Origin of the sequence: Rickettsia japonica YH (assembly GCF_000283595.1) — a bacterium.
Classification (GTDB): Bacteria; Pseudomonadota; Alphaproteobacteria; order Rickettsiales; family Rickettsiaceae; genus Rickettsia; species Rickettsia rickettsii.
Genome location: NC_016050.1, coordinates 1 through 17960, shown reverse-complemented (window position 1 = coordinate 17960; position 17960 = coordinate 1). Strand labels below are relative to the sequence as shown.

Genomic DNA, 17960 nt, shown 5'->3' with positions numbered 1-17960 from the left:
TAGGATGACATCAAAGTCTTTTTAAAAACTATCCGATACTTTAGGTAAAATCGAATAATGCAAGTTACACACAAAATACTAAAAATCCCCTCAAAAGGATATAGAAAAATCTTGAGTCTCTTAAATGAAAAAGGACAAGCAAGACTTATAGGCGGCTGCGTACGTGATGCGTTACTAGATCTCTTGCATAACAAAACTAATAAAGAGGAATTTGAAGGAGATACGGCACGCAGAATCGCAATGTACATAAACGTACGTGAGGATTCGAGTACCGGATCGACGTACAAATTACCTTTAGAAGCAAGTTATCCAAGAGATCGACTTGAGAAAGGTAGCTACGATATAGATATAGCTACTAATTTGACACCTAGTGAAGTAACAAATATTTTATCTGGAGCTAAAATAAAAACTATTCCGACCGGTTTAAAATTCGGCACGATTACGGCTACTTTAAATAATGAAAAATTTGAGATCACGACTCTTAGGAAAGATATTGAATGTAACGGCAGACATGCCAAAATAATATTCACCAACGATTTTGCCGAAGATGCCGCAAGACGAGATTTTACTATTAATGCTTTAAGCTATTGTCCCTTTAAGAACGAGATATATGATTATTTTGAAGGGTTTAAGGATTTGCAGCAGGAAAAGGTTATATTTATAGGGGAAGCTCTAGATAGAATTAAAGAAGATTATTTGCGAATTCTACGCTTTTTTCGGTTTTCTAGCTATTATGCGAATCAGCTTGATGATGGCAGCTTTAAAGCATGTAAAGCTTTAAAAGACGGCTTAAAAACTTTATCACGAGAGCGAATTAAAAGCGAAATGGATAAAATTATTGTTTCAAAAAGAGCAGCACAAATTTTAAAAGCTATGTTTGAAATAGGAATATTAGAACTAATATTCTCTATCCAAAATTATGAAATAAAATTTTTTGAGCAGGCAAATGATTTTAAATTAGAATTAGTTACTCGATATGCACTCTTATTATATTGTCAAAAAGATTTAAATTTAAAGGTCTTTCTAGATTGGAAATTCTCAAAACATGAAGCAATACAAATATTATCAATAACGAACTTTCTGAATGACGCTAAATTTAACATGAAAAAAATTTGGTTTGAAAAAAAGAATTATAAGGAATATTTATTAGCAGCTAGCATAATCAGTAAATTAAATCATTCACAAGTAAAAGAATTTATTCTTAAATATGATGCGTTATTACGTCCTAAATTCCAAGTAAACGGTAATGATTTGTTAAATATGAATGTAGAAAAAAAAGAGATAGGAGAAAAACTAGAATATCTAAAAAATTTTTGGATAGAGCAGGATTTTAAACCTAGTAAATTAGAGTTGTTGGCGAAATTATGAGAGCTAGTAAGTCAAACCGTCATTGTGAGGAAAAATTGAAAATTTTGACGAAGCAATCTCGTGCCAAAATCCTGAGATTGCCACGCTCCTTTCAGTCGCTAGCAATGACGATTTGGTATCAATGCAAGCAAGCCTTCACAAAGATGACATACCTAACATTACTATTCCTTACATTCCTCAGCCTTACTAGCTATGCTAAGCCTAAGATAGTTGTAAGTATTATGCCAATCGGCAGTATTGTTTCGATGCTTGTTAAGGATAAAGCGGATATCGAGAGCTTAGCTATTAGTAGTGACTGTCCACATCATTATAATTTAAAACCTAGTGATTTAGTAAAAGTCAAAAATTCTGATATAGCAATTTATATTAATGAACAATTTGACGGTTTTGCCGAGAAATTAATTGATAATCATAGCAAAAACATTATAAAAATCAGTGATATTAAATCTTTAACCACTATAAAAGATAATTGGCATATTTGGCTTGATCTTAATAATGCTGTGATTTTACTACAGGAATTTGCACGAATATTTAGTGAAAATTTTCCTGAGCTACAAGAAGATATTAATAATAACCTTTCAACAGCACTTAAAGAATTAAATAAGCTACAAGAGATTAAAAATAATGAGCTTGCAACGATAAAAGACGTAATTTTATTAAGTGACAGTAGCGAGTATTTTTTTCTTAATACTAATATTAAAACTGCAAAATTATATAGCGACAGTCAAAAAAGCCTCCGATATATAAGCAAGCTAGAAGATTTAATTAAAGAGTCTAATAACAAATGTCTTGTTTTAAGTAATGAACAAAATTCACGATTATACGACAAATTAAACGCTAAAATAATAATATTAAATAGCGAAAACTGGAATGTGCAGAATATAGGTTCCAACACTTTTCAGAATCAATATTTACAAATGATTTATCAAGTTAAAAAATGCATACACTAAATAGCGAAGAAGAGACAAAGAAGCTTGCAAAACTTTTAGCACAAAGCTTAAAACCAAATGATATAGTTTTACTTAACGGTGACCTTGGAGCAGGTAAAACATTTTTTTGTCGTGAAATTATTAAATATTTTTGCGGTGAAAATACAAGCATTATAAGCCCGACTTTTAACTTACTGCAAACATATAAAGCATCTAACTTCACTATATATCACTATGACCTGTATCGTCTTAAATCACCTGAAGAAATTTATGAACTTGGATTTGAAGAGGCATTAAACGGCAATTTAATTTTAATAGAATGGTCTGAAATTATTAAGCATTTACTTACTCCGCCTTTAATCGAAGTAAATCTAGAAGTATTAAATAATAATAAACGTTTATGTAGTATAATAACAAATCATAAAGAAAATTCACAATAATCTTCCCTTATTGATTTTTTACAAGATTCTCCGCTATTCGATACAAAACTTGATATTCAAAGAGATAAAAGGCCTACTAGAAAAGTTAAGTTATAATTATGAACTATTTAATTTTTCTTTTAAATAATTTATAAACTTCTCCATCATTTCTTTTTCCTATAAGAAAGATATTTAATATCTTATTTAAAAAATCCTTACTCTCTTCCTCTGATAAAAAACCGCTTTTACTCGCATTTTTTGCTTGCATTGCCCAATACATATCTTCAAGCTGATTAATTTTCTCATATTCTTCATGTGATATAAGAACAACTATAGGCTTACCGTATTATTAATATCTAACTAATCAATTGTCATGTAATAAAAACGCCTTTTCAATAGGAAGTAATTTTAATTCCGGTAACATCGGCATAATTAAATCTATTCCGGCTTTTTCGTTACTATTACCGTGTACCAATATAAAAGAACCATTTTGAACTTTTTCACCTTTAGCAAGCCATGCATTACTCCCAAGAGGAATAAATCCCAAATCTTTTAGTTTTTCTATTAATGTTTGATCGGAAACTAATCCAGGAAAACGAAAAAAAGGTGACGGAGCAATATTATAACTTACTAATATTTTCCCTGCTTCTAATACTTCATTTTCAAAATCATCTTTATGGAAAGAAGGAAATATCTTCAAGAGGTTTATCTTTAAAATAAGGATGACTAAATGAATGATTAACCCATGCTATTTGTAAATAACCGTTTTCTTGTTGTTTTAATAACCATAAGAATTCTTCTGTATGCTTATTAATCCATAATCCTGAAACACATATAGCAATCGGAATAGGTTTATTTAGTTTGATCGATAATTCTACGAGCTTTTTAAAAAAATCTTCTTCAAAGCTTTTGGAAGAAGGACACATGTCAATTGTCAAGAACTGTCCTTTTACTTTATACATGCTACTCGTAGCACCGTAATTTTGTTGTATATAAGGTGTAGAGCTATATTTATTTAAAACTTTAATATACGGAGTTTTACTTAATTTTTTAGAAGATTTTCTTTTTCTATTTTATTCGTAGGTAAAATTACCAACTCTTGTAGGGCTATTTCAGTTTTAAAAGAATTCGGATCTACTAAAACAAAATATGATTTTTCATTATTTAAATAAGAACGAATAGCAATTCTTATTTTTTTATTTTCAGCAATTACAGGCAAAAATACCGGTTTATAATCAGTTATAATTACTGCTTTTTCACTTGCATAGCTTAAACTAAAAAACAATATTACAAAAATAAAACTTAAAATTCTTTTAATTTATTCGTCTCCATAACGCTCGTATAAAATTCCGCAATTTTCTCTTTTACAGCTAGAGGATCGTTCATTAAATTAACAGCACCTCTAAACTCTGCTGAATTCGGTAAACCACTACTATACCAGCCAATATGCTTACGTGCAATAGGTACGCCCACAGATTCACCATAATAATCAAGTATTGCCTCATAATGCTCGGTTACGATATCTAGCTGCTCTGCTATAGAGGGAGCAGATTTTGCTTCACCTGTTTTAAGATAATGATCAATTTGTGAAATAAGCCAAGGTTTGCCATATGCTCCTCTACCGACCATAATACCGTCTGCACCGGATTTTTGTAGGGCTTCTTTTGCCTTAGCAAAATTAGTAATATCACCGTTAGCAATAACCGGAATCTTTACCGATTCTTTAACTGATCGTATAAAATCCCAATCGGCATTACCGGAATAAAACTGGCATCTAGTTCTACCGTGAACAGTAATCATCTGAACACCTGAGCTTTCAGCAATTTTGGCTAAAGTCGGAGCGTTTTTCGTATTATCATCCCAACCTATACGCATTTTAACGGTTACCGGCAACTTAACCGCTTCAACGGTAGCTTCAAAAATTTTAGCTGCCAGCTGCTCATCCCTCATTAGAGCCGAGCCTGAATAACCGCCTACTACTTTTTTCGCCGGACAGCCAAAATTAAGATCGATAATTTTTGCCCCCATACCCTCATTCATTTTAGCAGCTTCTGCTATCACATTCGGCTCACAGCCTGCTAGCTGTACGCAAGCACTTGTTTCATCATCACGCATAATGGCACTTTTTTTTAGTGACTGTCTAGATTCCACAATCATTGCTCTACTTGCTACCATTTCAGAAACTACAAGCCCTGCACCAAATCTTTTCACCAATCTTCTAAATTCCAAATCCGTAACACCCGACATTGGAGCTAGTATAATATTTGAAGAAAGCTCAATATTGCCGATTTTGATCATAAAAACCGTTATAAAAATAAACACTCATAATATCATAATTAAGTATTTTTGTCTAATATTACTAATTAAGAATAGACAAAAGCCGATTAATCTATTATAAGCTTAAGTTATATTTCTTGTTCTTACACCCTAATAAATGAAAGAATAGTATAGACGAAGATCAACTTGGAAAAGAGCAAGGAGTCTGTAAGCCGAAGAGCGGAGCGTATACTAATACGTGAGTATCTGAGGACTTACAAACACGACGAAACCAATTTTTCAAGTTCATCGAGTATATACGGCCACGTAGCTCAGTCGGTAGAGCAAAGGACTGAAAATCCTTGTGTCGTTGGTTCAATTCCAACCGTGGTCACCACCATTCCTTACTTTAAATCCCGTTATTTTATATCTTCAATTAAATTTCTATTGCATCTGTAAACTTATTTTTGTAATTTTAATTAACTTTAGGTTAATAAGGATAAATTATGTTTATACGTATAAAAAAATTTTTGGAATACATAAAGAATCAACACCTGAAGAATCAGATGAAATATTATATAATCAACTAATATCTTTACTAGAAAAATTAACGTGTGTAATACACACAAAAGATGAAGATAAAAAAGAAGTTGAAAAATTAATTGATAAAATAAAAAATACTAATTTATTTAATCAATCCGATGAGGATGGTAATACAGCCTTAATTTTAGCTGCTGATGCAGGTTTAGAAGAAGCTTGTTTAAAACTTATTCCCAAGATGTCTGACGGGCTATTAATACGATCGAGAATATACGTGGTCAGCCTGCATTAACAAAGGCTATGTGGCGTGATTTAGATAATGTTTGTATAGAGCTTATTCCAAGAATGTTTGGGGAAAATATTAACGCTATTGATAAATTCGGAAGGACAGTGTTAATGCTTGCAGCCAAAAAGGTATTATAGCAGTTTCTCTAGAGTTTATTAAGCTGCTGCCACCTGAGATGATTATTCGTGCTGATAATAATAGAAATATGGCTGCAAGCTACGCAGATACGGACAAAGCATTTGCCGAGGTAAGGGAATTATTGCAAGAAAAACAACAAAACTTATTAAAAAATTTAGCTTCATTTCTAAATAAAACTTTTTTATAACAATGGTTTAGATAATTTTTTAAAATTGCATATGCTACAAAATTCTATAAAAAAGTGAAAGTAAATAAGTAACTATTAGCATCTTATTTACAAGAACAAAATAATAATACTGAATCTATTATAATAACGATGAATAATTTTATGAAATTATTCCCATTTGCTATTGCAGGAATATATAAAAAATTCAACTGGAAATTCAATCGGATTCTAAAACCCTTTTTTACATTTATCATGCTTACCAAATGAAGCAATATGTTGTATTATCTCCCACTTAGAAAATGAAAAATGGGGATAGATGTTGAGTTGTCTGGAAAAAGTAGCGCTACATAGAATTAATAAAGAGGGACAATTTTGCCTTCATCTTTAATTTTTATGATGCTTATAAATTTTGTTATACAAAAAAGTATTTACTGTCGCTTGGTGGAACAAATCATCTATTCTCTTCTGCTTTCAAAAATTGCTCTTTCATTTTATCAAGGATTCGCATCCTCACCTCTCAAAATAAAATTCAATTCTTGAAAGCATTTGAGTATACTTGCCTCCACCATTTAAATTCTGCTTATTTAATTACTCCCAGTTAATCAGTTTTTTAAAGTAATTAATTTTAATATAACAAAAAGTAATTTTCATTACTTTTTAAAGCTCGTATGTTCAATACAAAATCATTCTTATCATAGATAAAAATTTTAACTAAGTTTAGATAATACAGTACCAAGAATAATTGAACGAAATAAACCAAGCGATGATTTTAAAAGTTGCTTATCGATTATAAGTATAACTTTCGGTATGGTAAATTGAATAAATTTCTAATTAATTTGTAGTAAGAATATGATGTGTAAGGTTTTTTAACTAAAATAAATTCTATTATTAATTCCCTATTTATACCATTTGGATAAATTTCACGTAATAAGTATTTGTCTTTAATAAAAAAATCTAGATAGACTCAATAATAGCTATTTCTACTGTTTTAGTGTTCATAACGGCTTAGTTCTCATTAGTTAAACTTAAATGATTCAAGTTTGATCACCAAGAAGCTAAGCTAAAGCCCGATTGGTGATCAGGGAGTTAGAAACACCGTCAACAAGAACAGCTGAGTAGTTTTTAGGCTTAAAGTTAATACTCTAAGCCCTGAACATGACTACTACCTCCCCAACCGTAAAATATCGAGGAATAAACCAATTTAACGGTGATTTTACCGCCTGTTGATGGAGGTTTCTATACTCCAGAACAACCTTAGCTGTTCCAAGATGATTCTAAGCAAAACTTTAAACAAGTCAATATGATTATTGAATTCAAAAATTGGTATTGCTCGCATGACTCGTTTTATGTAATTCCCGCTTTCGCGGAAATGACATCGAGCGGGTTTTTCGAGCCATGCAACAAAGCTTACAGTCGTTTGCAATGACGATATCAATCTTTATTTTGCAATACCTTGTATGCTATCTGTAAAACAAGATTAAATCGAATAGCGGGTTATCCACTCGCGTTGTTATAATACAAGGCTATCATTAGAATCGTTTACTCCTAGTCCTGCAAGCATTATATTCTCCATTCTCGTCACATAGTCATAAGTTGCAGAATAACCTGAATTTATTAATGTTTCTTTTTGTTCAGCTGTGATATCAAAACTTAAAGCTGATATATTATGATCATCAATAAAAACTGTTCTATCATGATTCTGAAAACAACTTATCAAGTCAAAGCTTGTGAGAACTTCAGCTAATGCATATAGTTGATCCACAACAGTAGTAGTATCCATAAACGGTTTAGATTCTGTACCATTCTGATAAGCTTCTAATATTTCTTTATTGATTGGTTTAAACCCAAGAGTTTTATAATTTTTATTATATGTTTGAGGGAGGCTTTGTGCTGCAGTTTTATCATCACACCTCAACCGGGTAATTATTCGTAACTCCACCATCCACATATGTTGAAACTACTCCTTGAACAGTTTTTTGTACGGACTGAAAATATATAGGAAAAGCCCCTGAAGCGTATACGAATTTTATGACTTTCTCATCAGGAGCATTTTCATAAGATAGAATTTCTGGAAATTGAGTACTGAGATTAGTACACACTAAGTATAAATCTATATTTGTTTTTTGACTGTCATGTAGCTGTTTAAAAGTAATATCGGGGTCAAATCCCTTGTCTTTTAATATTGCCCTAAAAATTCTTCTAGATATTTCTCAGAAATTAACCCTCCGTAGAATACAAGGTTATACACTTCCATTTACTAGTATGATCTGAAAATTTATTAAAATCAATTTTCTTAAGTATATCCTCAATTTCTTCCGGTTGATATCCTAGTGCTATGGAGAAAGCAGCTATTGCACCACCGGAAGCTCCAACTACTTTCTGGATATTTTTTTAAACAATCTTTGTCTTTTAATGCCTTTAGAGCCCCTGCATACACGATGACTTTTACTCCACCACCTGCAAAGGCTAAGTTGTTTATTTCTAACATTTTCAATACCTTGATTTAGTTAATATAATTTAGGCTTTATTAAAAGAAATTAGATTATTAATATTTTTGTAAAAATTGATAAGATTTGTACTAAAATAGCCACAATATATTAATTTAATTCTTCTTAATAAAACGTAAATTAATATTAACTAAATATTTTTCTAGATATTAAGATAAATATTAGGTTTATATTAATAAAAATTAATATTTGTGACTTTTTATCTAGATCTTACAATCAAGTAGACGTTGTTGCGTGGATCGGTTTTTCCATCATTGCGAGGAATTTGCATAGCAATTGACGAAGCAATCTCAGGAGTTTGTTATTATTTCATGAGACTGCCACGCAGACTACGACTGCTCGCAATGACGATATAATTCTTTACTTAGCAATACCTTTTATGCCACCTGTAAATTTTGTTGCATAATAAAACTATCACTTATATACTGTCGCTAATGATTAATTTGCTTAAAGTTATATGGTAAGTAGTAATTTTTATAAAAATCTAGGGCCACGAAAACTAACAGCAATTATAGATTTTTTACACGATATTATAGCACCTCCTAAGATTCATGAAGATATAGCTATTCATGATATTAAAATTCTGCATGAAGCATCACCAAATGATATTAGCTTTTTAAGCAATCCTAAATACTCCGAATTTTTAAAAACTACCAAAGCTGCTGCTTGTATAGTGCCGAAAAATTTTACGGGAGAAGCAAATCCAAATACTGTTTTATTACACGCCCAGAACTCATATTTTGCTTACGGCAAATTAATAGATTTTTTTTATGCTCCTATTAAATCATACCCTGCTAAAATAATGAAATCCGCTATTGTTGCAGATTCGGCGACTATCGGAAAAAATTGTTATATAGGTCACAATGTAGTTATTGAAGACGATGTTATTATAGGTGATAATAGTATTATAGAAGCTGGAAGTTTTATAGGTAGAGGCGTAAATATCGGCAGAAACGCTAGAATAGAACAACATGTTTCAATAAATTATGCAATTATAGGTGACGACGTCGTAATACTTGCAGGTGCAAAAATTGGACAGGACGGGTTTGGATTTTCTACCGAAAAAGGCGTACATCACAAAATATTTCATATAGGAATAGTTAAAATCGGCAATAATGTTGAAATTGGTGCAAACACTACTATTGATAGAGGATCACTTCAAGATACAATTATAAAAGATTTATGCCGCATAGATAATTTAGTACAAATAGGGCATGGCGTCAAAATAGGTAAGGGCTCTATTATCGTAGCACAGACAGGTATAGCAGGAAGCAGCACGATCGGTAAATATTGTGCTCTTGGAGGGCAAGTAGGAATCGCTGGACATCTAAATATAGGCGACGGGGCACAGGTAGTGGCACAAAGCGGTATAGCACAAAATATAGAAGCAGGTAAAATTGTCGGCGGCAGCCCTGCAATTCCTATTATGGATTGGCATAGACAATCTATTATTATGAAACAATTACTAAAGACCTCTAATAGCAAATTAAAAAAGTAGCTTGCTATTGAAAAGAGCTTTGTTGTTGCATGAATACCTGAGTCGTCATTGTGAGCTAGGCTACGTGGCAATCCAAAAAAATTAGCAAAAAGTGCTGATTTTAGTACTTTTTACTAGATTGCTTCGTCAATTATTTCATAATTTCCTCGCAATGACGGAAAATTTACATTAAAGAAGAGATCTAAATAAATGATCATAGATATTACTGAAATCATGGATTGGATACCTCATCGCTATCCATTTTTATTAGTAGATAGAGTACTTAAAATTGATCCTAACAAATCAATAACAGGTATTAAAAACGTTACCGTTAACGAACCGCAATTTACAGGACATTTTCCGGCAAGGCCTGTTATGCCTGGTGTTCTAATGGTTGAGGCTATGGCACAATTAGCTGCTATATTAGTTGCTAAATCTTTAGGTTCTACTAAGAATAAAGAAGTGTTTTTAATGGCTATCGAAAATGCAAAATTTCGTAGAATTGTTCAGCCGGGGGATACTATGCATATCCACGCTGTTATTGATCAGCAAAGAGCTAACGTATGGAAATTTTCAAGTACGGTTACGCTCGAAGGTGAAATAGCTGCAGAAAGTAAGTTTACCGCAATGATTAAAGATAAAGCATAGGGACATAGTGTCAAATTCTAATATCCATACTACAGCTGTAATTGCAGAAGGTGCAAAGCTTGGTAAAAACGTAAAAATCGGACCGTATTGTATTATAGGTCCTGAAGTTGTGCTGCATGACAATGTCGAGCTAAAATCCCATGTAGTAATTGAAGGGATTACCGAAATCGGCGAAAATACCGTAATCTATCCTTTTGCATCAATAGGTCAACCTCCACAAATCTTAAAATATGCTAATGAGCGATCAAGCACGATAATTGGCTCTAATAATACTATTAGAGAATATGTTACGGTACAAGCAGGAAGCCAAGGTGGTGGAATGATGACAAGAGTAGGAAATAATAATTTATTTATGGTCGGTGTCCATATAGGTCATGATTGTAAAATCGGCAATAATGTAGTATTTGCTAATTATGTAAGCCTAGCAGGTCATATTGGGGTAGGTGATTATGCAATAATCGGCGGACTATCTGCCGTACATCAATATGCTAGAATCGGTGAATATTCGATGATCGGCGGGCTATCGCCGGTCGGAGCAGATGTAATACCGTTTGGGCTTGTAAGTAGCAAACGTGCGGTGCTTGAGGGCTTAAATCTAATCGGTATGAATAGAAAAGGGTTTGATAAAGTAAAGTCTTTAAGTGCTTTAAAAGCTATCGAAGAAATCTTCTCAGGTGAAGGTAATTTTGCTGAGCGTATAAAACAAATTGCTGAGAAATATAACAATAATTCTATAGTAATACAAATTATCGATTTTCTTAATCAAGATAGTAGTAGAGCATTTTGTCGTTTTGAGAAGTAAATTTATTTAACTAGCGATATGTAACACTTTGTGTTACAATTAAATATTATAAGGAGGATAAAAATGACAAAAAGTATTACGACTAGTATACGCTTAGAAATAAATAACTTGAAAAAGCAACTTATGATTTACACCGTGAAAAAAGCTGGATAATTAGTGAAGCAATACGTATATATCTTAAACAACTAGAAAATTCAGACCTAGCCAAAGAAGCTAAACGTCAATCCTTATTAGCTAGTAAAGAAAACAATCCTGATGCCGACTTATGGTTAAAACACAATGAAGAAAGTTGGTTAGATGAATGGAAATAATAGAAATTAAAAAAAGATATATTGTTGCTTGGTGTAATATCGGAAATTATGGTAAACCTCGCCCCGCTTTTGTTGTTCAATCTAATTTATATAAAAATCATCCATGTATAACAGTTTGCCCTCTAACAACGGATTTAATAGATGCCCCAACTTTTCGCCTGTTGTTGACTCCTACAGAGCTAAATGGTCTTAATTTAGAATCTCATATTATGGTTGATAAAATTAGTGCTATAAGAAGTGATAAAATTCAAAAAAAATTGGTGAATTATCACCTGAACAACTAGAAGAGTTAATTGAAGCTATTAAATTATGGATGAATTAGCCACTAATTTTCTCATTTTTTCTTGCAAAGAGTTTTGGCGTAAACGAGTTTTCAAGCTCTTAAAATCAACTATTTCTGCATTTTGATTTTGCTGGCTACATGCAAAAATATATTTCTGCTCTCCTTTAACTTTTTGAATACATTGTCCGCAAATTCCTTTCATCATACATTGCATCGATGAATTAACGCTAACTATTATTTTTGTATTTTCACTGAATATTTCATTTTTTAGACTTTGCAATTCTTCTATTATTTCAGGAGAAGCATTAATTATTACTATATCCACTGAAACTAATTTACGGATTTTTATATCAGGATAGGTAACAAATATAACTTCATTATTATTTTCTTTTAGAACTTTTAATAAGCCTATATTACCGGCTTTGAAATCAACAATAACTATTTTTTTATTTTGAGGTATTTCTAGCGGCGAACCTGTCGGTCCCATTAAAACTACTTTCTCATTTTCGGATAATGTTTTACATAAGCTAGTAGATTTACCGACTTCAAAAACTATAAAGCTAATTAAGCCTTTTTCTACATCAATATCGATAGGGCTTAAGGCTACAGGCTCTATTAACTTAGCAGCATCTTCAGAATAATTTTGTAAGCGAAAAAACTGTCCGAACTTAAAATTTTTAGCAGCAAGCGGCGAATGAATTATCAACTCAAAAGTTTTATCATCTAAAATATTTATTTTATTAACCCTAGAAGTCAGCAAATAATCAAGCTGCGTACAAAAATCTTTATAACTACCTTTAAAGCTAGGATTATTATTTATAAGCTTTTTGTTAATAGTGTCGTACCCTTCTTTGGTACTAGCAAGAGCCTTCACTATACTACTCGAATATTTAGGATTACAATCACCGAAATAACTATATTTATCCTCATCGAATTGAGTGTTATTTTCTATACCGATTGCCATAATCACGGTTTTGGTTTTAATGTCATTGCGAGGAAATGCGTAGCATTGACGCGGCAATCTTGTTAAGCCAAACTCCTGAGATTGCCACGCAGTCTTTGACTGCTCGCAATGACGGTTTCGATTCTCAAACTCCACAGATTCCACATGACCGTATTTATCAACATTAATCCTTAAAGGTTGCATATTTTCCTTAAAATCAACACCGAGTGCTAATGCATATATTAGCTCTTCGTGATTTAATTTATATGCCGGCGAATCTTGCAATCTTCCATGATAGTAGACAGTAGCACCCCCAAGCTTATTAAAAACCTTTCTTAATTCTTCATTATTCTTAGCTTCTTTAAACAATTTTGCATGAGCAATAAATTCTTCAGCTATTTCTTTATCTTCCTCCGTTAAATCTTTTTCTATATAATCTTCGGCAAATTCCTCTACTTGTTTTTTATAGTAATATAAACTTTCCGTTGCTGCGTCTAAGGAAGTAAGACCGCCGCCTATTACCGCAACCGGCATCCTAATTACCATATTAGTACTAGAATTTTTCAAAAATGCCCCTCCGTTTTGCAAAGTCATTAAGAAATCAGAAGCCGTTTTTACGCCCTTAGCTTCAAAATTTTCTATATCCAAAACTTTCGGCTGACCTGCTCCAATGCAAAAAGCTATATAGTCAAAACCCAAATCGAAAGCTTGTTCTTTCGTTATATTAAAATCTAAAGCTACTCCGTCATAATATTTGAAATTATTATTTCTCTCTAATATTAGCCGCAATATATCGAGATTGTTTTTATCCCACCGAACGGTAATCCCATATTCCGCTACCCCTCCAAATCCTCTTGGCATTCTTTCCGATAACAAATTTTTATATTCATGCCAAAATTTTATAGGCTTATGAACGTCAAAAGGCAGTAGAGTAATTCTTAAACCGTCAATAGCCACAACATTATGACCTGACCGTAATAAATAATAGCTAAGACTAAAACCTGCAGGACCAAGACCGGTAACTAAAATATTATAATTAGTAGGTTCTTTCGGAAGCGGTGCATAAATATTAAGCGGATTCCAACGAGTAAGCAGTAAATATATCTCTAAGCCGTAAGGTAATTTAAGCGTTTCTTCTAAAATATTTGATTCTATTAATGGGATATTTACCGGATCTTGCTTTTGGTAAATACAAGCTTTTGAGCAATCATTACAAATCCTATGACCTGTTGCTGCAACCATCGGATTATCAATAACGATAATAGCAAGAGCACCTAGGTTAAAACCTTGTGCCTTAACATAGTTCATTTCAGAAATTTTTTGTTTTAACGGGCAGCCTTGTTTTAAATCCGTCATTGCGAGCGACTGCAAGGAGCGTGGCAATCCCTTAGAACAGCTATCCTTATCTTGCTTATGGCAATAAATACAATAATGAGAATGGTTTAAAGCTTCATCTAGATTTAAAAAAGAATCTGTATAGTCAAAATCTACTCTCTCATTTTTTTGATATTTTAATATTTTTTTATCGTCTATTAGATTTTCTTTATCTAGTTTTTGTGGGAGGTTGAATAGGATGTTATCCTGTGGCTTGATACCCTCACACAAATAAACCCTATACGCAGCATACCTAGCTGCTATGTCTAATTCTTCTGCAAAACTTTCTTCTGCCTGTTGCCATATAACTATTTGTTTGGCAAATTCTCTAGAAGTAAAATTCGCACCTATTAAATCAGTTAGCTTTAAATACACATCTTCAAAATCAATATCTTTTATTTTTTCCGGTGGATATTTTTTTACGGCAACACGTTGAACAAATTTTCTTTTACATTCATAAATAATATCAAAATCTTTATGTTTTAACCTTGATATCGTTATTTCTTTTGAAATACAAAATAACTCTGCTAAAAAATCGTCTAAATGAGGGGAAATTTTTAGCAAAAATTCGGAATAATCTTTTGGAATAATGGAGAGAGGAGTCGATCTAAATAACATTATATCTTTATGCAAAGATCTATCGGCTTTAAAGAGATAATCTAAAAATATTTGATCTAATTTTTTAAGTCCGGTTAAATCTAATTCATTAAAATCTAGATTAAAACCAAGTTTCATAAATAATAAATAACTCTTTTAGAAAATTGTCTATAAATTAAATAACTAATACAAACAGTAATAAATGCAACTATAATAGACTTAACTATCAGCATCATATCCGGTAATGTTCCGTCAATCACCAACGCTTGTACGGGTCTTATAACTAAAAAGAACGGATTAAATTCAAAATATATCTTTTTAGACTCCGGAATTAGCGAATATGGATAAACTATTGGTATACTCCAATAAATAACTCCAAGAATAACACTCAACATTTGCGGAATATCTCGAATATACGGCGTTAAAAATGCTACTGCGATAGAACTGCTAATCACACATATTATTAAGGGCAAAATTAATATCGGCATAAATATTATTTGCCAAGAAAATTTTTCTGGAAATAATAAAATAAAAGCAAAATACATTGCCGAAAATGAGCAAATTAAAGTATATAATTGCCCTAAACTATCCGCAACAGGAAAAAAAGTCTTAGAAATTCTAACTTTTTTTATTATTTGATCACGTGTAACTAAAGAACTTGAACAAATCGTTAAGCTGCTTACTATAAAACTCCACAAAGGAATACCGCCGACTAAGTTCATTACCATAAATTCTCTCGGCTGTCTTAATAAAAAACCAAAAAAATACGAAATTACCATTATGTGAATAAAAGGCTGAATTAAACTCCATAAAGAACCTAAAAAAGAATCTTTATTTTGCCTAATTATAGAAGCTTTAACTAGTAATACTATTGCCCGCCAGTATTTTTTAGAAAAAAAATACTTTATCATTTATGAATTTCCTTGTTGTTGGTTATAGATTTTAAACATTTCCGATGGTGTACCATCACCTATAATATTGCCGTCTTTTAATAAAATACATCTATCGCAATTATCTTTTATAATTTCTTCTTGATGGCTTACTATTATTGAAATAGGAGTATTTTTAAATTTATTCTTCATTAAACTAAGAGATTTTTCTATAAAATAGCTATCGCCTGCCGCAAAAACTTCATCAAGTAATAGAATCTGCGGATTTTGAAATATCGATACAGAAAAAGCAAGACGTGATAACATACCGGAGCTATAAATTTTTATCGGTAAATCAATTTTACCACCAAGTTCTGAAAAATCTATAATTTCTTTTTCAATTTTTTTGCTATATTTATCCAGCATATTATTATATAGCATTAACATTTTTATATTTTCACGACCAGTTTGCTCAGACTCAAAACCAACTCCCATATCTATAATTGCCGCAATATCTCCATGAACTTTGACTGTACCGGATTTTAACGGATATATTCCAGCGATTAGCTTTAGAAATGAACTTTTTCCCGAACCGTTACTCCCTATAAAAGCTATTTTTTCTCCCTCATAACAAGAAAAATTAATATTGTTTAATATAGGTATATTTGGAGAAAGAGAGACTCCTTTTTTCAAGAAGAAATGCTTTAAACCTTGAGCTCTTTTATGAGTATCAATACCTTCAACATAACCATTAGTTATCTCTATAAATACTTTTGGATGGCTAAGTGACATAAAATAAATATTAAATAGATTTATTAATCCAATCTAAAAGAGATTTTTTTTGTTGCAAACCTATTTTAGTATCTTTTTGTTCACCATTTTTAAATAACATTATCGTTGGAATACTACGAATACCGTATTCTGAAGGAGTGTTAGGATTTTCATCAATATTCATTTTAAGTACTTTTACTTTGCCTTGTAATTCTTTACTGATTTCATCTATTATCGGTGTTAACATTTTACACGGTCCGCACCATTCTGCCCAAAAATCAACCAGTACAGGTAAACCCGATTCTAATACTTCCTTTTTAAAAGAGCTATCCATTACGTTATTTGCCATAAATTCCTCTATGTTTTGTAGCATTGTCCATATATGGACAACATCTATATTTGATAAATAAAATTATAAAGTACAGACTTCTACTTGTAAATAATGAAAATCTTTTTATTTATTATATTTATTTTTTCTATTATAATATATTCGCATTATTAAAGCTGCTGTTTCCTCTATTGATCTAGTCGACACATCAATTACCGGCCAATTTCTTTGATCACAAATTTTTCTGACTTCTAGGCACTCTTTTTGTACTATATTAAAATCCGTATAGCTTTTATTTTCGTTAATTTGTAATAGATTTAATCTAGCTTCTCTTATCTCAATTAACCTATTTGGATTAATAACGAGTCCTACTACCAATTGATCTATATCTTTTTCTATAAAATCAGGAAAGGGGCAATTATAAACATAAGGAATATTGGCAGCTTTTAAACCGTTATACGCTAGAAATACGGAAGTCGGTGTCTTAGAAGTTCTAGAAGGACCTATTAATATTATATTAGCCTCTGATAATTCATTAAGCATTTGTCCGTCATCATGTCTTATAGCATAATCTATGGCATTAAGTGTATCAAAATAAGTTTTATCAAATTTATAATTGTAATTCTGTTCTTTTTCTATTTCAATACCTGAAAAAACAGACATTTCTTTAATAATTTTACCTATTACAGAAATACATGGAATTTTTAATTCATAGCAAAATTTCGTTAAAGCTTTTCGGAGTTCTTGATCGGCAATCGTGTATAATACTATCCCATATTTATATTCTATTTTACTTAATACTTCATTTAGCAATTCCAAATTTCTAATCATTGGCCAATGATATAATTTTGGTTTTAAGGAAGTAAATTGTGTAAGGGCAGAATTTGCTGCATATTTTGCAGTTTGCACGGAAGAGTCTGAAACTAAGTGAATAATCAGCTTTGTCAT

General features: G+C 31.6%; 19 protein-coding genes, 1 tRNA gene and 3 pseudogenes. 12 read left to right on the top strand and 11 right to left on the bottom strand.

Going from position 1 to position 17960, the window contains the following annotated elements; translation table 11 throughout:
- The first annotated feature begins 57 nt into the window (after positions 1–57).
- The 3 genes and pseudogenes from RJP_RS00110 to tsaE all read left to right on the top strand — a co-directional run bounded on the left by RJP_RS00110 (position 58) and on the right by tsaE (position 2833).
- The gene (locus RJP_RS00110) at positions 58–1368 is read left to right on the top strand and encodes a palindromic element RPE1 domain-containing protein (protein ID WP_014120440.1); all 1311 of its coding nucleotides are present in this window, start codon (positions 58–60) and stop codon (positions 1366–1368) included.
- Positions 1365–2318 carry a metal ABC transporter solute-binding protein, Zn/Mn family gene (locus tag RJP_RS00105; RefSeq protein WP_014120439.1) on the top strand — a complete coding sequence of 318 codons (954 nt, stop codon included), beginning with the start codon at positions 1365–1367 and terminating at the stop codon, positions 2316–2318. The genes RJP_RS00110 and RJP_RS00105 overlap by 4 nt, the downstream gene beginning before the upstream one ends.
- Positions 2306–2833, top strand: a pseudogene (gene tsaE / locus RJP_RS00100) (tRNA (adenosine(37)-N6)-threonylcarbamoyltransferase complex ATPase subunit type 1 TsaE). Before RJP_RS00105 ends, tsaE begins: the two are co-directional and overlap by 13 nt.
- 7 nt (positions 2834–2840) lie before the next feature.
- On the opposite strand, the gene RJP_RS09505 reads toward tsaE, so the two are convergent.
- The 3 genes and pseudogenes from RJP_RS09505 to dusB all read right to left on the bottom strand — a co-directional run bounded on the left by RJP_RS09505 (position 2841) and on the right by dusB (position 5014).
- On the bottom strand, positions 2841–2996 hold the full coding sequence (locus RJP_RS09505; protein ID WP_016917307.1) for a hypothetical protein: 156 nt from the start codon (positions 2994–2996) through the stop codon (positions 2841–2843).
- Positions 2997–3080: 84 nt separating this feature from the next.
- Positions 3081–4034 (bottom strand): annotated as a pseudogene (locus RJP_RS08535) (polysaccharide deacetylase family protein).
- Positions 4019–5014, bottom strand: a complete 996-nt coding sequence (gene dusB, locus RJP_RS00090; RefSeq protein ID WP_024704415.1) for a tRNA dihydrouridine synthase DusB — start codon at positions 5012–5014, stop codon at positions 4019–4021. Before dusB ends, RJP_RS08535 begins: the two are co-directional and overlap by 16 nt.
- A 279-nt stretch (positions 5015–5293) precedes the next feature.
- Here dusB and RJP_RS00085 point away from each other — a divergent pair.
- From RJP_RS00085 to RJP_RS10020, 4 genes are all read left to right on the top strand, one after another.
- Positions 5294–5369, top strand: a tRNA-Phe gene (locus tag RJP_RS00085).
- Positions 5337–5804: an ankyrin gene (locus RJP_RS10025; RefSeq protein WP_225981283.1), complete on the top strand. Its 468-nt coding sequence runs from the start codon at positions 5337–5339 to the stop codon at positions 5802–5804. Before RJP_RS00085 ends, RJP_RS10025 begins: the two co-directional genes overlap by 33 nt.
- An 8-nt stretch (positions 5805–5812) precedes the next feature.
- Complete coding sequence (locus RJP_RS10940; protein WP_261792622.1) at positions 5813–5935, top strand: hypothetical protein; 123 nt, start codon at positions 5813–5815, stop codon at positions 5933–5935.
- A 38-nt stretch (positions 5936–5973) separates the two neighbouring features.
- Entirely contained in the window at positions 5974–6123 is a 150-nt protein-coding gene (locus RJP_RS10020; RefSeq protein ID WP_225981282.1) for a hypothetical protein, read from the top strand.
- Between the two features lie 1489 nt (positions 6124–7612).
- Here the strand turns inward: RJP_RS10020 and RJP_RS10015 are convergent.
- The 3 genes from RJP_RS10015 to RJP_RS11505 all read right to left on the bottom strand — a co-directional run bounded on the left by RJP_RS10015 (position 7613) and on the right by RJP_RS11505 (position 8439).
- Positions 7613–8044, bottom strand: a complete 432-nt coding sequence (locus RJP_RS10015; RefSeq protein ID WP_225981281.1) for an alpha/beta hydrolase — start codon at positions 8042–8044, stop codon at positions 7613–7615.
- Complete coding sequence (locus tag RJP_RS10010; RefSeq protein ID WP_231839151.1) at positions 8007–8255, bottom strand: patatin-like phospholipase family protein; 249 nt, start codon at positions 8253–8255, stop codon at positions 8007–8009. The genes RJP_RS10015 and RJP_RS10010 overlap by 38 nt, the downstream gene beginning before the upstream one ends.
- A 64-nt stretch (positions 8256–8319) precedes the next feature.
- Positions 8320–8439 carry a hypothetical protein gene (locus tag RJP_RS11505; RefSeq protein WP_390889716.1) on the bottom strand — a complete coding sequence of 40 codons (120 nt, stop codon included), beginning with the start codon at positions 8437–8439 and terminating at the stop codon, positions 8320–8322.
- A gap of 627 nt (positions 8440–9066) precedes the next feature.
- Here RJP_RS11505 and lpxD point away from each other — a divergent pair.
- The 5 genes and pseudogenes from lpxD (at position 9067) to RJP_RS00040 (ending at position 12131) form a co-directional block, all read left to right on the top strand.
- Complete coding sequence (lpxD, locus tag RJP_RS00055) at positions 9067–10107, top strand: UDP-3-O-(3-hydroxymyristoyl)glucosamine N-acyltransferase (protein WP_014120436.1); 1041 nt, start codon at positions 9067–9069, stop codon at positions 10105–10107.
- A 189-nt stretch (positions 10108–10296) separates the two neighbouring features.
- Complete coding sequence (gene fabZ / locus RJP_RS00050) at positions 10297–10734, top strand: 3-hydroxyacyl-ACP dehydratase FabZ (RefSeq protein WP_014120435.1); 438 nt, start codon at positions 10297–10299, stop codon at positions 10732–10734.
- 7 nt (positions 10735–10741) lie between these two features.
- Positions 10742–11536 (top strand): acyl-ACP--UDP-N-acetylglucosamine O-acyltransferase, encoded by a 795-nt coding sequence (gene lpxA / locus RJP_RS00045; protein ID WP_014013725.1) that lies wholly within the window; start codon positions 10742–10744, stop codon positions 11534–11536.
- Between the two features lie 63 nt (positions 11537–11599).
- Positions 11600–11847: pseudogene (locus RJP_RS11185) on the top strand (hypothetical protein).
- Complete coding sequence (locus tag RJP_RS00040; RefSeq protein ID WP_014120434.1) at positions 11838–12131, top strand: type II toxin-antitoxin system PemK/MazF family toxin; 294 nt, start codon at positions 11838–11840, stop codon at positions 12129–12131. Before RJP_RS11185 ends, RJP_RS00040 begins: the two are co-directional and overlap by 10 nt.
- A gap of 18 nt (positions 12132–12149) precedes the next feature.
- Here the strand turns inward: RJP_RS00040 and RJP_RS00035 are convergent, their stop codons facing one another.
- The 5 genes from RJP_RS00035 to RJP_RS00015 all read right to left on the bottom strand — a co-directional run bounded on the left by RJP_RS00035 (position 12150) and on the right by RJP_RS00015 (position 17960).
- Positions 12150–15182 carry an FAD-dependent oxidoreductase gene (locus RJP_RS00035; RefSeq protein WP_014120433.1) on the bottom strand — a complete coding sequence of 1011 codons (3033 nt, stop codon included), beginning with the start codon at positions 15180–15182 and terminating at the stop codon, positions 12150–12152.
- The gene (locus RJP_RS00030) at positions 15179–15955 is read right to left on the bottom strand and encodes an ABC transporter permease (RefSeq protein WP_014120432.1); all 777 of its coding nucleotides are present in this window, start codon (positions 15953–15955) and stop codon (positions 15179–15181) included. Before RJP_RS00030 ends, RJP_RS00035 begins: the two co-directional genes overlap by 4 nt.
- Positions 15956–16705 carry an ABC transporter ATP-binding protein gene (locus RJP_RS00025; protein ID WP_014013721.1) on the bottom strand — a complete coding sequence of 250 codons (750 nt, stop codon included), beginning with the start codon at positions 16703–16705 and terminating at the stop codon, positions 15956–15958.
- A 10-nt stretch (positions 16706–16715) separates the two neighbouring features.
- Positions 16716–17033 carry a thioredoxin gene (gene trxA, locus RJP_RS00020; protein WP_014013720.1) on the bottom strand — a complete coding sequence of 106 codons (318 nt, stop codon included), beginning with the start codon at positions 17031–17033 and terminating at the stop codon, positions 16716–16718.
- 105 nt (positions 17034–17138) lie between these two features.
- Positions 17139–17960 carry a pyruvate, water dikinase regulatory protein gene (locus RJP_RS00015; RefSeq protein ID WP_014120431.1) on the bottom strand — a complete coding sequence of 274 codons (822 nt, stop codon included), beginning with the start codon at positions 17958–17960 and terminating at the stop codon, positions 17139–17141.